The following is a 14,044-nucleotide window of genomic DNA, read 5'->3' as shown; positions in this document are numbered from 1 at the left end:
CTTGAGCGAGCCGCCAGATTGGCGACTGCGTCCGGCCAAGTAAGCCCGCTTGCCGCCGTGAGGTTGCAACCTTATCGCGACGAAGTATAATTAGTACACCAATCTATTTATATTGAAGGCGCAAGAATTATTGCGAGATATCACGCATTTTAGTGTTTCATTTTAGCAACGGGAGAGAGGTCGGCAGTTAGAAGATTTTCCATTACCTTGGGAGATCGCAGCATGACCGTCTATTACGTGAATTCAGTGACAGGATCCGACAATAACAACGGAACCGGTGAGAGTTCAGCCTTCGCGACATTGTCTGCTGTTGAAGCCTTGAAGCTAAATCCGGGCGATAGCGTGCTGTTTGCCGCCGGAAGCGTGTTTAACGAACAGTTCGACCTGAAATATTCCGGCAGTGTCAGCGCTCCGATCACAATCGGCAGCTACGGCATTGGTGACGCACCGGTCATTCGCAGCAGCAATGACGGGATCCACGGTTCCAAGGCGTCGAATATCGTCATCGAGAACATCAAGATCGCCGATACCTGCGCCAACGCGATCTATGCGGGCAATGTCTCGAACTGGACCGTGCGCAATGTCGAAGTGTCGAATACCGGCCTGTCTGGAAAGCCGGGGTCGGTCAGCTTCCAGAGCAGCCAGAACATCACGATCGAGAACAGCAGATTGACCGGTGTGCATTCCGACGGCATCTGGATGGACAAGGTCAAGGGCATCACGCTGGTCAATAATACGGTCACCAACAGCCAGGGCAGCGCGGCCGACGCCATTCAGCTCAACGACAGCAGCAATATCCTGGTCAAGGACAACCATCTGGAACAGACCGAAACCAACAGCGCCAAAGGTGTGCTGGTGCTGATCCGGGCGCAGAATGCCGTGGTCGAGGGCAATACGCTGGTGGGCGGCGGCTTCGGGCTGAGCGCGCAGGCAGGCACGAACATTGCCATCCACGACAATGACATCTCGGGATATGGCGGTTACAGCTGGTCCTACGGCATCGGCCTCGGCGATCAGGGCAACGCGACAAACTACGATATCAGCGGGAATTATCTGCACGGGGGCGTATACGGCGTGCTGATCAGCGCCATCGGCAATCCCGCTTATATCCGCGAGAATATCGTCATTCATGACAATGTTTTCGACGATCTGTCTTCCTCGGCGCTGAAGGTCGACAAGCCCGCATCGGGCTCCTTCTACGACAATATCATCGACAGCGCCGTGCCGACGCTGACGATGCCGGCCACAATCGCCGCCCAGAACACGTTCACCATCGGCGGAAGCAAGACGCTCGAGCAAGCGCAGGCCGAAATCGACAGCGCCGCCGGCAGCACGACCGGCGATACGCAGGTCAGCTCTCCTGCGCCTGCCGCGGAACCGCTGGTCGCCCCCCTGCCTGCCGGCACCCAAAAGATTGTCGCCGTCCATGACAGCCTGAAGATCACGGAAGATACCGGCAGCGCCTATCACGGCAACCTGCTTGAGAACGACAAGGCGAGCAACGGCACGATACTACTTCGCCGCTTCGGCGACAGCGCGGTCGACAAGCACGGGTTGACGCTGGCGGGGAAATACGGAGTTATTCACGTGGAACGCGATGGCGACTACAGTTACACGGTCGATGCCGCCAAGCTCGCCGGTCTCAGCGGCAAAGTCAGCGAATCCTTCCAATATAAAATCTCCGATGGCGCTTCCCATATTGACACCGACAGCTTGAGCGTTTCCATCAATGTCGACACATTCCACAGCAGCCACGCCTCGCACCTGCTTTCCTGACGTTGAAGCGGCTTCGGCATGTTTCCCCGTTCGATTTACGTTTCGATCTCGGACGAGCAGCGTCTGCCGGACCGAAATACGCCGGGTGAGCGGTGGCAAAATGTTCCGCCGGTGTCAGATTAATCGAACTATAGATTGCAATTATAGTTAACGCGGTAGTAGATGCCGAAGCTAACGTGCCACGGTTTCGCCGCTTTGGGCCGTTATTGGGCGACTTGCGCTTTTCACTTGCTTCCGACGGGATGATTATCGTACCGTTAAAGTTAGAGCCTCTGAAATTGTTCGTGATAAATTTGTATTTTCGGTCACGTTTCGGTGGGATTCATGTACTAGTGTAGGAGCGTGCCAACGGGTTCGGCGAGGGTGCCGGGTCCGAGGGTAGCCATGTCAATGATCGGGCCTGAGGGGCCTGCAACTGCAGTGCGGACCAGCGTATTCGCTGCGTGCGTAGTGCGGCAGGAGAGGATTGCTTCGTGTTTCAGAGTTCAACAGCTGACGTTAATGAACCGTCCAAAGCCTTGCGGAAATGCAAAAGCGGGCTCATTTTCATTGGCATAGCCAGCGCGCTTATCAATATCCTCTATCTCACAAGTTCATTTTTTATGCTTGAGGTGTATGACAGGGTTATTCCCAGCAAAAGCATACCGACCCTGGCTGCCTTGGCGATACTTGCATTAACTCTTTACGCCTTTCAGGGAGCCTTTGAGGTTCTCAGGAGCAGAATGCTCGTCCGCGTTGCTGGTGCGCTCGACGAGATGGTGAACGGGCGAGTGTTTCGGGCGCTCATCAAGGCGCCGCTGAAGGTCAAGATCGGCGGCGACGGGTTGCAGCCCCTGCGTGATTTCGATCAGATCAGAACCTTCCTGTCGGGCATGGGTCCGACGGCGATGTTCGATCTGCCCTGGCTTCCCTTCTATATCATCATCTGTTTCCTGTTCCATCCGGCGATCGGATACATCGCCATCGGCGGATCGCTGGTGCTCGCCATTCTGACGTTTCTAACCAACCAGGGCACCCGTACGCTGTCCAAACGGCAATCCGAAGCCGCCAATATGCGCAACGCTTTTGCGCAGAGCTCGATCCGCAACTCCGAGGTCATCCACGCCATGGGCATGGCGGGCACCATGGCCGACATCTGGGATCGCAAGAACAGCGAATACCGGCATATCACTCGGCAAGCATCCGATGTCGGCAACGGATATGCGACGATTTCGAAGATTTTTCGTATCGCCCTGCAATCGGGAACGCTGGCGACCGGCGCGATCCTCGTCATTCAGGGACAGGCCTCTTCGGGCATCATCATCGCCGGCTCCATCCTGACATCCCGCGCTCTGGCGCCTGTGGAAGCGGCGATCGGAAATTGGCGCGGTTTCGTATCCGCCCAGCAGAGCTGGGGGCGGCTTGCGAACCTGCTGAAGACAATTCCGGAGATGCCGGCTCCGCTCACGCTTGCGGCGCCCAGCAAGCAGGTCACGGTCGAGGGTGTGGCCAGCGGACCGCCGGCCGGCCAGCGGCTGGTCATTTCCGATGTCAGCTTCGGCCTGCGCGCAGGCAGCGCGCTCGGCGTCATCGGTTTTAGCGCCTCGGGCAAGTCGTCGCTGGCGCGGGCGATGATGGGCATCTGGCCGACAGTCAGGGGATCCATTCGCCTGGATGGCGCGGCGCTCGACCAATGGGACGGTGATGCCCTTGGCCGCCATATCGGTTACCTCCCGCAGGACGTGGAGCTTTTCTCGGGCACTGTCGCGCAGAATATCTGCCGCTTCGCCAAGGAGATGTCGCCGGAGGCCGTGGTTGCGGCGGCGAGGGCGGCGCGCGTTCATGACCTTATTCTGCGTCTGCCGAATGGTTACGAGACCGAAATCGGCGAGGGCGGCGCGGCGCTTTCGGCCGGTCAGAGACAGCGTATCGCCCTTGCGAGAGCGCTTTACGGTGAACCCTTCCTGGTCGTGCTCGACGAGCCGAATTCCAATCTCGATGAGGAAGGCGAGCGGGCGCTGAGCGCTGCGATCATGAGCGTGCGGGCACGCGGCGGCATTGTCGTCGTCATCGCGCATCGCTCTGGCGTTCTGGCCGTGTGCGACTTCGTGCTGATGATGCAGGAGGGCAGAATGATCGCATTCGGCCCGAAGGAAGAAGTTCTGGCGCGGGTCAGCCGGCCGGAAGCGACGCGTACTCCGATTGCCGAGCGCGTGGCTCAGCTCAAAGTCGTGGTCGATGGCAATGCGGCCGAATAGGCCGGAAGGACGATGATGAGCAAAGTTACTATTGAATCAAAACGATCCCTGAACCGTCACGTCGCCGTCGTCGGCGCGTTGTCCATCGCGCTGGTGTGCGGCATCGGCGGTTGGGCGGCGACGACCGAGCTTTCCAGCGCCGTCATCGGCGAAGGCGTCGTCATCGTCGACGGCGATGTCAAGAAGATCCAGCACCCGACCGGAGGCATCGTGTCGAAACTCCTGGTCGCCGAAAACGACCATGTCTCGGCTGGACAGGTGTTGATACGGCTCGATGGGACGACGACCAAAGCGCAGCTCTCGATCGTCGAAAGCACGCTGGCGCAGCTTTATGCGCGTCGTGCCCGTCTCAAGGCTGAGCGGATCGGCGCCGATTCGTTCGAGGTCGAGGAAAACATCAGCGATTTGATGACATCCAGTGCTGCCGCTTCCAACAAGGCGGCCTCCAGAAATGCCGCAAAGGACCTTCTCGACGGCGAACAGAAATTGTTTGACAGCCGAAAGTCGGCGCTCGTCGGAATGAAGAGCCAGTTGGCGTCGCGCAAGGATCAGCTGGCCGAACAGATCAAGGGTCTGGTCGTTCAAATCAACGCCACCAACGATTCCCTCGGCCTGATCGAACAGGAACTGGAAGGCGTCGATGCGCTCTACAAGAAGGGACTGGTCACACTTCAGCGCTTGAATGCGCTCAAGCGTGCACGCGCCGACCTTCAGGGCAGTAGCGGCCAGGAAATCGCCGCCAAGGCGGAGGCCGAGGGCAAGGCGATCGAAATCGACCGCCAGTCGATCCAGCTGGACGAGGATCGTCGTTCGGAAATTGCCAAGGAACTGACCGATGTCGAGGCGAAGATAGCCGAAAATGAAGAGCGCCGTGAAACCGCGCTCGATCAGCTCCGCCGCCTGGATATCACCGCGCCCTTGAGCGGCAGGGTCCACGAACTTGCCGTTCATACGGTCAACGGCGTCATTGAGCCGGGCCAGACGCTGATGCTCGTCGTTCCCGAGAACGACGATCTGACCGTCCAGGCGAAGGTCGCCACCCGCGATATCGACCAGCTCCATGTCGGGCAATCCGTCGATGTGCGTTTCAGTGCCTTTGATCAGCGCACGACACCCGACGTGCGGGCTACGATCACCTCGATTGCACCTGATATCGTCAAGGATGAGCGGACGGGGATCAGCTACTATCCGCTGCGCGTCAAGCCGGAAGCGCAAAGCATCGCGAAGCTGAAGTCGATCAAGCTCTATCCCGGCATGCCAGCCGAGGTCTTTATCAAGATTGGCGATCGTACCGTCATCTCCTATCTCACCAAGCCGCTGACCGATCAGATGCAGCACGTCTTTCGTGAGGAATGATCGGCGGCTTCGCCGCGCCGCTGCTACATATAGCAGCCTCTGAGGTCAGCTTTGCCCATCCGGCTGGGGGCAAAGCTTGCCTTGCGCCATGCTGGCGGGTGACGGATAGCGCCCGCCGCGATATGGTCCCTTCATGATATGTTTGCGGCTTTGGCGAGCGGTGCCGACGGAGAAGCGACTGGCATGGGCGCTGGTTCTCTTCTTGGCCTGCCTCATCATGTTTTCGACGACCGGGAAGAGTAATGCCGAGAACCTTCCGCCCGTGAAAATCGTGGCTTTCGGAACATCGCTGACAGCGCGCGGGGGATGGCAGGCCGGACTTGAGGCAAAGCTTGCCGCCTGCCTGCAGAGAACCGTCAGGGTCGAGAGCGTCGCCAAGAGCGGCGAGACATCGGCCTGGGCCTTGACTCAGCTGGACCGGGTCGTTGCCGAAGCGCCGGATATCATTCTGATCGAGCTCTATGCCAATGACGCAACCGTGCACCGGTTCGTGTCGCTGGCGCAAAGCCAAAGGAATATCGGCGAGATCCTCGATCAGCTGCATCGCCGCCTGCCGCGGGCGCGGATCATCCTCATGGCAATGAACCCGTTTTCGGGCGTGCGGGGACTGATCCGTCCGTTCGTCGGCAGCTATATTGCGGCTCATCAGGCGGAGGCACGGAAGCGCGGTCTGGAGTTCGTCGATCACCGGCCCCGCTGGGAGCGCCTCAGCCCGGACGATCTGGCTGCCGCAATTCCCGACGGCGCGCATCCGCGGCCCGAAGTTGCTGCCAGGATCATCGTGCCCACACTCGTCGGACATATCGCCGGCCGCGATTGCGGAGACTGAATCTCCGCAAGTGTCGGCGGCCGGTCGCGGGCTCAGCCTGCCGCGAGATAACCCTTCAAATAGTTGACCAGCGACGTCCGGCCGGCATCGGACGGATCGTCATGGGAGGGACTGCTGAGGTCCTGAAGGAGATAATCCTTGAGCTCGTCATCGTCATGCGCGACATAGATGCCCGGCCGGTCGATGAGCTGGCTTACCGTGGCAAGCTGGTGATCGTTCCGGTGCTCGCCAAGGGCTGCCTTGCGGGGAACGAGAATGATCGGTTTGCCGAAACGTTTCGCCGTGAGCACGGTGCCGATGCCCGCGTGAGAAACGATCACGCTCGCCTCGCGAAAGACCCTGTCGAAGTCGGCAGGTTCGATATTCTTGATCCATTTCATGTTTTCAGGCGTGTAGGTGCCCTTGCCGATCTGCGCCAGAACCGGCCGGGTCAATTCTTTGGCGAAGGCGTCGACCGCCTTGACAAGGCGATCGAACGGCAGCTGCGTTCCGACGGTGACCAGGATCAAAGGACAGCTCCTGCGTAATGCGGGCCGTCCGGCCGCGACAGATGCTGCCATTGCGTGAGCCAGAGCGTCGCGATATGGCCGGCCAGTTTTCCCGAAAGGGACAGCTTCTCGACATTGGCGACGCTATCGATCCAGATCGTGCGCTTGCCCGTCAATTTGCCGGCGAGCAGGCAAAAAAGCCCGGGCGCGGCACCCGTGGAGATAATGACGTCGGGCCTGTGCTTAATGACGATCGCGAAAGCGCTGAAAAAACACCGGATCGACATGATGATGGAGTCGCGGCTGCAATCGGGAAGGACCAGTCCATCCCGGATGTCGTATTTGGAAAGCAGCCCCGGGATCGTGGTTGCGAAAGTGATGTCGCATCCCTCGAAGGCGCTGCGCATGGTCATCAGCTGTTCCCAATGGCCGCCCCCCGACGACGCAGCGAGAACCCTCAATTTTTTCTCAGCCATAGACAGGCATCTCCTATATTTGACCGATGATTATAGGCAAGACCATTCCACCGAAGCCGTGGCTGTAGCACGGCAGTTTAATCGAATTCTAACATCATTGGCCGGCAGGTCGAGCGCAGGGATCGGGAAAATTCTCAATTGGGAGCAGCAGACTCACCTGACATACTTATAAACGGGTCCTGCCATAGGCACTGCCTGAAGCGCCATCTTGGCCAAGATCGGCAATAACGTCCCGGACATCATCAATATAACGATCATGAATGCAAACCATGGCCCTTGATATGGCAGGATCTTCACATAGGTACCCTTGGCTATTCCTATGAAGATCGTATTGAGCAGATAGATCACCATCGAATTCTGGCCGAACCAGAGAAGGATCTTGTCATTTTGGAAAATCGGCAATCTCACCAGAGCGTGCAGGAACGGAATCGACGCTGCCCCGCATAGAAGAAGCCAATAGGGGAAACTCCGGCCGATATAAAGTGCGGCTGCGAAAACGATTAGCCAGACGACAATATATTTGGAGAATAGGTTCAGCACATAGGCGGAGTATTTGCAGCTCACCATGCCGGCGGCGAAGAATACGAAATAGCTCAGAATTCGCGCGACATAAAACCTCTCCGAAGCGGGAATGAAGAAGATCGCCAGCGAGAACAGGAAAAGAATGCCGATCTGCCGGCCGCTCAGCCGCCACAGGATGGGTGTCAGCACCGAATAGACGAAAAGCACCAGAAGGTACCAGATCGAAATGGTCGGGTTGTTGGGGCTGTTCGAAATCACCGCCCATGGGCCCTGCCAGAAGCCGCTGACGCCATCGTCGACGTGAATGAACATCTCGGCGAGCTGCTTGCCGAAGACGTTGACCAGACACATCACGATAAACGGGATCAGCAGCCGGTCAAACCTCTTGGCAAAGAACGCGCTGAAGTTCCGGTCCAGCGCGTTATGCGCGCCGGTAAAAAAGAACACGAAGCCGCTGAGATACATGAAGAACGGCATATGGAACGTGTAGATCGCGGCTTTTGTCGCCTGGTACCATGCCTGTTCGCCAAGCGTGCCCTGCATGACGAGGTGGCCGTAGACGACCAAGAGGATGCCGAGGCCCTTGCCGCGTTCAATATCCAGCAATTTTTCGCGTTCAACGCTGACCGCGGCTGTTTTCGATTCCGGCACGGCCATTGGGGCGCGGGTCATTGCCTACTCTCCTGAAACGGGTTGTGAATGGTCGAAGCTCCGCCGCCCGGCCGATCTTCTCGAGAGAAGCCGCCGCCGACGCGGTGGGACGATGGGTTCCGTCGTCATGGGCAAGACGGAGACGAGGACCGGCCATAGACCGATCGGCGCGAGCATCATTCCCGCTTCGGTCATCGCGCCGATCATGACAAGCAGGATTAGGGCGACCTCTTTCGCCTGAACGGTCTGAAGCTGATGGCTCCTGTAGACTGCGGCGATCTTCTTGAAGATCCGCGTCAACAGGAAAGCGATCCAGCAGAGAAAACCCGGAATACCGATGTTGAGACAAATCTCGAGGTAGGTGTTGTGCAGGGAGTGGACGGTATGGCCGAGACGGACATATTCCTCGACAATGTCGGCCTGCCGGAACGTAGCAAAGCCATAGCCGAAGACCGGCCTGTCGTAAATCAGCGGGATCACCTGTTCCCAGATATCGGAGCGGCCCGACAGCGTCAGATCCTTGCCGAAAGCTTCCGCAACGGCCTGGGCGACGCCGATGTAGGCGATCGAGCCGGCGACGCCGATGAGCAGGCATAGGAAGAGGACGATGAAAGCGCGGGCCATACTATGCCTGACGTTCTCCATCATCTTGAGGCCGAAAATCGTGGCGAGGCCGATCGCCACCATGACGACGGCGGTCGACGACAAGGAGACCACGACAAGGAGCAGCGTCAGCAGGATGGCGAAGGTCCTCAGCAAACCGCTGTAGCGCAGCCTGGGGGAAGGCAGGCGATGGGAAATAAGCACGATAAAGCAGATCGCACAGAACTGTCCCATTGTATTCTTGTGATAAAACAGTCCCTTCACGGCTCCCGCCAGCGAGCCCCCCATAATTCCGAACCGCGGGAAGGCGGCCGTATAGAGGACATTGGCGAAGGCGGAGAAAACGGCAAAATTGGCCAGGAGACGCAAGGTTTCCTCGTTGCCGTAGCGCAGTCGAAAGAGCAGGGGGCCAAGCGCCAGCAGACCGACGGCCGCGGCGCCGCGAACAGAGGCGCCGAAGTCGAGCGAACCGGCGAAAGACGCCACGATGGCAAAGATCACGACGCATACGAGGGGCGAAATGCCGCGGAAAAAGGCGAGGAAGCGGTTCGGCTCAAGAAAAAAATAGAGGCCGATCAACGGCATCAGGGAATAAAGCATCAGCTTCTGAGGAAGCGGATCAACAGACACGCCGTCGTCGAAATTTGAAGGATAACCATACCACATGCCGGTGGCCCGGAACAGCGCAAGGTAATATATCCCAGTCAGGAGCAGACGGACGAGCGTCTCCTTTCTGATGCCGTGGCGCGGCCGTGCGCGAACGGCCGGCCGCAGGCCGATATCTCCGTCTCGAACATAGGTGGGGCCGAAACTCATCCGAGGACGCTCCTGCAAATAGCATCAGAGGGCGGCATTGGGCTTATATTCCTGGTATGCATGTCCGAGGATACCATTGACCATGCCGGCGCCGCGTAGCACGTGGGTCAGCGCCCGCATGCCCCAATAGGGTGAAATTACGATCGCAGGCAGCATAGCCAGCCCGAGTATCACTCTCGAGGCGCCATAGGCCGCGCGATAGAGCCGGCGCTTGAGATTGCCGTGCAGGACGTCGCTGACTGCGAAAGTATTGCCGAGCCGGTATTGCCGCTGCAATACCCACTTCCAGGTCATGCGGCTGGCGGGAACGATATCATGGACGAGCGCCTTGTCAGCCCAGAAAACCTGCATGCCGCGGCGAATGGCCTGATTGAAGAAGAGGTAATCGGTGCCGCCGGTGAAGCGCATCTTCTCTTCGAAGCGCAGATTCCACGAGCGGATCAACGGATAATCGAACATGACGTTGTTCGAGGCCGCATAGGAAATGCGTTGACCGTCCTTGTTTTTCTTGCGCTCGAAAACCTTCGCCTTGATGAAGTATTCCGGTGGGTTGTCGGGATAGACGGGCTGGACGGGGCCGTAGACGCAATCAGCGCGGTTTTTCCCGCGGGTCTCCAGCATCGCATCGAGCCAACCGTCGACAGGCCATTCGTCATCGTCGAGAAAACAGAAGAGGTCGGTGTCGGCAGGGGCTGAATCCATGGCCCGGTTACGCGCAAAGGGTATGCCCTGGTTCGGCTCGACGACATAAATCAGATTATAGGCGCCCGTCTGGCCAAAGCCTTCGACGGTGGCTCTTGCGCTGCCGGCCGCATCATTGTCGACGATTACCATGGTCAGATGATAGGGGCGAGCCGGATGCTGGGTCTGGCGCGTCATCACGTCAAGCAGCTTGGCGATTCCGTCCAGCCTTCGATACGTCAGCACGCCGACGGCAATGTTCAACGGCGCAGGGACTTGCCGGTCAGTCGAGGCAGGTGCACGCGGGAAGGTGTTTTGCTGGTTCATGACTGACCTCTCCGCAGCATATTTCCCAAACGCTTGCGCGCCGCCATCAATGCCACTTCGTTTACGGCATCATCACCGAATGGACCACCCACCACGGCGTTCCTAGCTTCGCTCCTCAGCTTTAAGAGCGAAGTCGTTTCGGCAATACCGCCGGCCACCAGGCTTTTGCCGAGCGAATGCAGCCCGTCGTAGCGACGCGCCAATTCCAAGCCCGTCGCGATCATAATGCGGGGGCGCAGTGTCTTTGCTCTGCTCGTGCCGGTATAGCGGTTCGAGGCATGAATGCGCTGAAACGTCAGAGGCGTTTCGACGATAGCGCCGCGTCCGAGATAGGCGGCTGCGAACTTGATGTAATTGTCGCTGAGGACGACATCCTTGGCGACAGACATCGGCAGGATCTGGGACAGCAGACTGCGGCGGAAGCTCAAACCGGAGGTCGGTACCGGAAGCGAGGGAAAGCCGCCCCTGCGCAACGTGTCTCGTTTGTCGGATAGCGTCACTTGCAGCTCTGCCGCAGGCTGGTCGCCTTCATTGGTCGTCACGCGGTCGAAACACCAGTCGATGTCGTTTCGGTCGTAGATCTCGGCGATATGCGCAAGTTTACCGGGTAGAAACGCATCGTCAGCGTCGAGGAGAAAGAGGATATCGCCGCTTGCGACCGCAAAGCCCGCGTTGAAGCTCGAGGCTTGGCCGCCGTTTTCCTTCAAGACGGCCATGATCTGCTCGCTGTAGGAAGCCAGAATCTCTCTGGAATCATCGGTCGAGCCGTCGTCGACCACGATCACTTCGAAGTCGGGATATGCTTGTGAGAGAACGCTGTCGATGCATGCGCGCAAATACTGGCTGTAATTGAAGTTATTGATGAGCACCGATAATTTCACCGCACGACCTCCCGCCCCAGCCCAATAGAATGATTTCCCGACGGTGCGTATCGGCGAATTCCGGCGCGGTAGCCACGCATATAGTAGTTCTTCCAGATGGCCCAGAACCGCTTCTTTGATCGTGGCAAAGGATAAAGAAGAGCTGCCCGAACCGCCCAGTTCGTGCTCTCTATCCAGGTTCTTAATGGCACTCCCGCGATCCTTAGACCTTTGGGAACGTCCTCAGCGAAGAGCGCTGGCATTCCATAGCCAAGACGTTCCCCACGTTTCTGTACCCAGGCCTCTGTCACGCTCGAGGCTGGAATCCAATGATGAACGATCGCCTCGGCACAGCGATATGTTTTCACGCCGTTTCTGGATAGGCGATTGACAATCTCCGTGTCCTCTCCCATGGCGAACAGACCTCCCGGAAGCGGGCCGATGTCTTCACGGAATCGTACGTTGTTGCCAAGCAGTTCGCGACGCACGGTCGTGTTCGGACCCCAAATTTTCGTCGGGTCGCATGGGCCACTCGATTCCTGGTCGGCTATGGCGAAGGTTGACCCCATAGGAATCCAGTCCAACAGCGGATCTCCATGAGGATAATGCTCCCAATTCGGAAGAATCCGGCCGCCGATAATGCCGTAATCGGGATTTGCCTCTGCGCATGCTGCAACCGAACTCAACCAGTTCACATCTGCCTCGACGTCATCGTCGGTGAAAACGATCAGCGCCCCTCGAGCTATCGCCAGAGCGGCGTTCATAGCTCCTGATTTTCCTGGGCGGGTATGATTGACAACAAGCATTGGAAGCTTCTTGGCATATTGATCGAGAAGCTGCTGTGTTTCGTCTTCACTGTTGTTATTGACGGCAATCAATTCCCATTGTTCGGCCGGAAGGTTTTGGCCCAGCATCGAATCCAGCATCTGCTGCAGCCGTCTGGTAGCGCCGTTGAAGGACGAAAATATGACACTAATTCTTAGATCCGTCGTCAAATCCACTCGCCTCCTGAGGTACGAAAATCCGGCCGCTGGCTCTGTAGCAAGAGCATTTTCCGTGGATGCCGCAGTTTAGGGCTGTCATTGTTTGGCACCAACATGGGAATAGATCGCTTTATTCATCGCAGATCGCTGCTTGAGAAATTGGCGCAGGATTCCCTGTCTCACCGACTGGGCCCAAAGCAACTTGAAACGCAGGCCACTCAGCGGCAATCTCTTCAAAAAGAAGCTCACCGGCGCCATTAGAAGCCAATTCAAGGCGCTACCTATCGGCAGACCACCAATTTTAGTTTTACTGTCGAACAGGCTCGGCCGGATGATAACCAAACCCATGCCGTAGCGCTCGCCGCGGCGTAAAACCCAGCCTTCTCTCACATAGCTTTTTCTTACAATGTGGCGAACCCTTGGGCGCCGGGAGTGGAAGGCGCTTGCCCCGTTTTTCTCCAGCCTGAGCGCGAAAGCGGTATCCTCACCCATCGGAAACTGAGCGACAGTAGCGTCAGGGCCGAGGCCATCGTGAACAATATAGTCAGGTCCTAAAATGGAACGACGGAAGGCCGAATTGGGTCCTGATATCAGTGCCGCGGAAATGGGTCCCTCGGGAAGGTCGTCGTTTAGCGCATAGAGGATTCCCAGGTGCCCGTGCTTCATCAACCACGGCTCAGGCTTTTCCTCCCATTCAGGCGTGATCAAGCCCCCGAATATACTGAACTGTGGTTGGTCATCGGCTAGTGCGAGAAATTCCTCGACCCAATTCGGCTCTGGAATGATGTCGTCATCTGTTAAGATGACCAGTTCGCCCTCCAGATAGCTGAATCCTAACGTCAATGCGTGTTGCTTGCCTTGTTTAGATTCAAAATAAACCTCCAGCGGAAGTCGCTGTTGATAGGATTTCAAGACTTCTGCAGTGTTGTCGCTACTGTTGTTGTTAACAGCAACGATCTTCCATTCGTCCTTTGGGAGGGTCGAAGCGCATAACGCATTGAGCATCGTTGGCAGAGTCTTCGCGCCGTTATAAGTCGAGAAGAGTATCGTTACTTTGACTTTGCTCATTTGAATGCTCCGAACGCCGTTCTATTCCACCAGCAGTCACGCTTTTAGAAAAAAAATTGCTTGGGCCTTGCCGAAGAATTCGCGCCTGTAGCCGCCCCCGGCTTACTCGGCTTGCGCTGCTGTAGGACGGTGATGGGAAGCCTGCCGCTATGGGATTTCAAAACATCAAACGTGTCGTCATTGCTGTTGTTGTCAACCGCAATCAGCTCCCATTGATCCCGAGGGAGCTCCTGACTCAACAAGCAATCCAAAGTGTGTCGCAGCCGGCGGCTGGCGCCGTTGTAGGATGAAAATAGTACGCTGACGAAGAGATCCGACATCATTTACCAATCCTTTTGGTGAGGTCGAAAGAGAAAAAGCCTCATGTTTTG

The 14,044-nt window shown here is 57.5% G+C and carries 12 protein-coding genes and 1 pseudogene; 4 read left to right on the top strand and 9 right to left on the bottom strand.

Going from position 1 to position 14,044, the window contains the following annotated elements; translation table 11 throughout:
* The first annotated feature begins 222 nt into the window (after positions 1 to 222).
* The 4 genes from PYR71_RS27695 (at position 223) to PYR71_RS27680 (ending at position 6,198) form a co-directional block, all read left to right on the top strand.
* Positions 223 to 1,776 carry a right-handed parallel beta-helix repeat-containing protein gene (locus tag PYR71_RS27695; protein WP_275621660.1) on the top strand — a complete coding sequence of 518 codons (1,554 nt, stop codon included), beginning with the start codon at positions 223 to 225 and terminating at the stop codon, positions 1,774 to 1,776.
* A 473-nt stretch (positions 1,777 to 2,249) separates the two neighbouring features.
* Complete coding sequence (locus PYR71_RS27690; protein ID WP_183912114.1) at positions 2,250 to 4,013, top strand: type I secretion system permease/ATPase; 1,764 nt, start codon at positions 2,250 to 2,252, stop codon at positions 4,011 to 4,013.
* A gap of 15 nt (positions 4,014 to 4,028) precedes the next feature.
* Complete coding sequence (locus tag PYR71_RS27685) at positions 4,029 to 5,369, top strand: HlyD family type I secretion periplasmic adaptor subunit (protein ID WP_275621659.1); 1,341 nt, start codon at positions 4,029 to 4,031, stop codon at positions 5,367 to 5,369.
* A 133-nt stretch (positions 5,370 to 5,502) separates the two neighbouring features.
* On the top strand, positions 5,503 to 6,198 hold the full coding sequence (locus tag PYR71_RS27680; protein WP_275621658.1) for an SGNH/GDSL hydrolase family protein: 696 nt from the start codon (positions 5,503 to 5,505) through the stop codon (positions 6,196 to 6,198).
* Positions 6,199 to 6,230: 32 nt separating this feature from the next.
* On the opposite strand, the gene PYR71_RS27675 is transcribed toward PYR71_RS27680, so the two are convergent.
* The 9 genes and pseudogenes from PYR71_RS27675 to PYR71_RS27635 form a co-directional block, all read right to left on the bottom strand.
* Complete coding sequence (locus PYR71_RS27675; protein ID WP_239791484.1) at positions 6,231 to 6,707, bottom strand: glycosyltransferase; 477 nt, start codon at positions 6,705 to 6,707, stop codon at positions 6,231 to 6,233.
* On the bottom strand, positions 6,704 to 7,162 hold the full coding sequence (locus PYR71_RS27670; RefSeq protein WP_275621657.1) for a glycosyltransferase family protein: 459 nt from the start codon (positions 7,160 to 7,162) through the stop codon (positions 6,704 to 6,706). Before PYR71_RS27670 ends, PYR71_RS27675 begins: the two co-directional genes overlap by 4 nt.
* Positions 7,163 to 7,315: 153 nt before the next feature.
* Complete coding sequence (locus PYR71_RS27665; protein ID WP_275621656.1) at positions 7,316 to 8,356, bottom strand: acyltransferase family protein; 1,041 nt, start codon at positions 8,354 to 8,356, stop codon at positions 7,316 to 7,318.
* A gap of 3 nt (positions 8,357 to 8,359) precedes the next feature.
* Positions 8,360 to 9,754, bottom strand: coding sequence for an O-antigen ligase family protein (locus PYR71_RS27660; protein ID WP_275621655.1), 1,395 nt, complete (start codon positions 9,752 to 9,754; stop codon positions 8,360 to 8,362).
* A 24-nt stretch (positions 9,755 to 9,778) separates the two neighbouring features.
* Positions 9,779 to 10,762 (bottom strand): glycosyltransferase family A protein, encoded by a 984-nt coding sequence (locus PYR71_RS27655; RefSeq protein WP_275621654.1) that lies wholly within the window; start codon positions 10,760 to 10,762, stop codon positions 9,779 to 9,781.
* Positions 10,759 to 11,643 (bottom strand): glycosyltransferase family 2 protein, encoded by an 885-nt coding sequence (locus PYR71_RS27650; protein ID WP_275621653.1) that lies wholly within the window; start codon positions 11,641 to 11,643, stop codon positions 10,759 to 10,761. The genes PYR71_RS27655 and PYR71_RS27650 overlap by 4 nt, the downstream gene beginning before the upstream one ends.
* Entirely contained in the window at positions 11,640 to 12,623 is a 984-nt protein-coding gene (locus PYR71_RS27645; protein WP_275621652.1) for a glycosyltransferase family 2 protein, read from the bottom strand. Before PYR71_RS27645 ends, PYR71_RS27650 begins: the two co-directional genes overlap by 4 nt.
* Positions 12,624 to 12,701: 78 nt before the next feature.
* Positions 12,702 to 13,673 carry a glycosyltransferase gene (locus tag PYR71_RS27640; protein WP_275621651.1) on the bottom strand — a complete coding sequence of 324 codons (972 nt, stop codon included), beginning with the start codon at positions 13,671 to 13,673 and terminating at the stop codon, positions 12,702 to 12,704.
* A gap of 92 nt (positions 13,674 to 13,765) precedes the next feature.
* Positions 13,766 to 13,993, bottom strand: a pseudogene (locus PYR71_RS27635) (glycosyltransferase family 2 protein); the annotation flags it as partial.
* Positions 13,994 to 14,044 lie beyond the last annotated feature (51 nt).

This window comes from Rhizobium mulingense (genome assembly GCF_029194105.1).
GTDB classification, from domain to species: Bacteria; Pseudomonadota; Alphaproteobacteria; order Rhizobiales; family Rhizobiaceae; genus Rhizobium; species Rhizobium mulingense.
Note: the sequence above shows the minus strand (reverse complement) of the source record. Positions and strands in the feature narration are given on the sequence as shown.

Coding starts and splice junctions, on each gene's coding strand:
- PYR71_RS27695 (WP_275621660.1), top strand. CDS start 223: ATGACCGTCTATTACGTGAATTCAGTGACAGGATCCGACAATAACAAC.
- PYR71_RS27685 (WP_275621659.1), top strand. CDS start 4,029: ATGAGCAAAGTTACTATTGAATCAAAACGATCCCTGAACCGTCACGTC.
- PYR71_RS27680 (WP_275621658.1), top strand. CDS start 5,503: ATGATATGTTTGCGGCTTTGGCGAGCGGTGCCGACGGAGAAGCGACTG.
- PYR71_RS27670 (WP_275621657.1), bottom strand. CDS start 7,162: ATGGCTGAGAAAAAATTGAGGGTTCTCGCTGCGTCGTCGGGGGGCGGC.
- PYR71_RS27665 (WP_275621656.1), bottom strand. CDS start 8,356: ATGACCCGCGCCCCAATGGCCGTGCCGGAATCGAAAACAGCCGCGGTC.
- PYR71_RS27660 (WP_275621655.1), bottom strand. CDS start 9,754: ATGAGTTTCGGCCCCACCTATGTTCGAGACGGAGATATCGGCCTGCGG.
- PYR71_RS27655 (WP_275621654.1), bottom strand. CDS start 10,762: ATGAACCAGCAAAACACCTTCCCGCGTGCACCTGCCTCGACTGACCGG.
- PYR71_RS27640 (WP_275621651.1), bottom strand. CDS start 13,673: ATGAGCAAAGTCAAAGTAACGATACTCTTCTCGACTTATAACGGCGCG.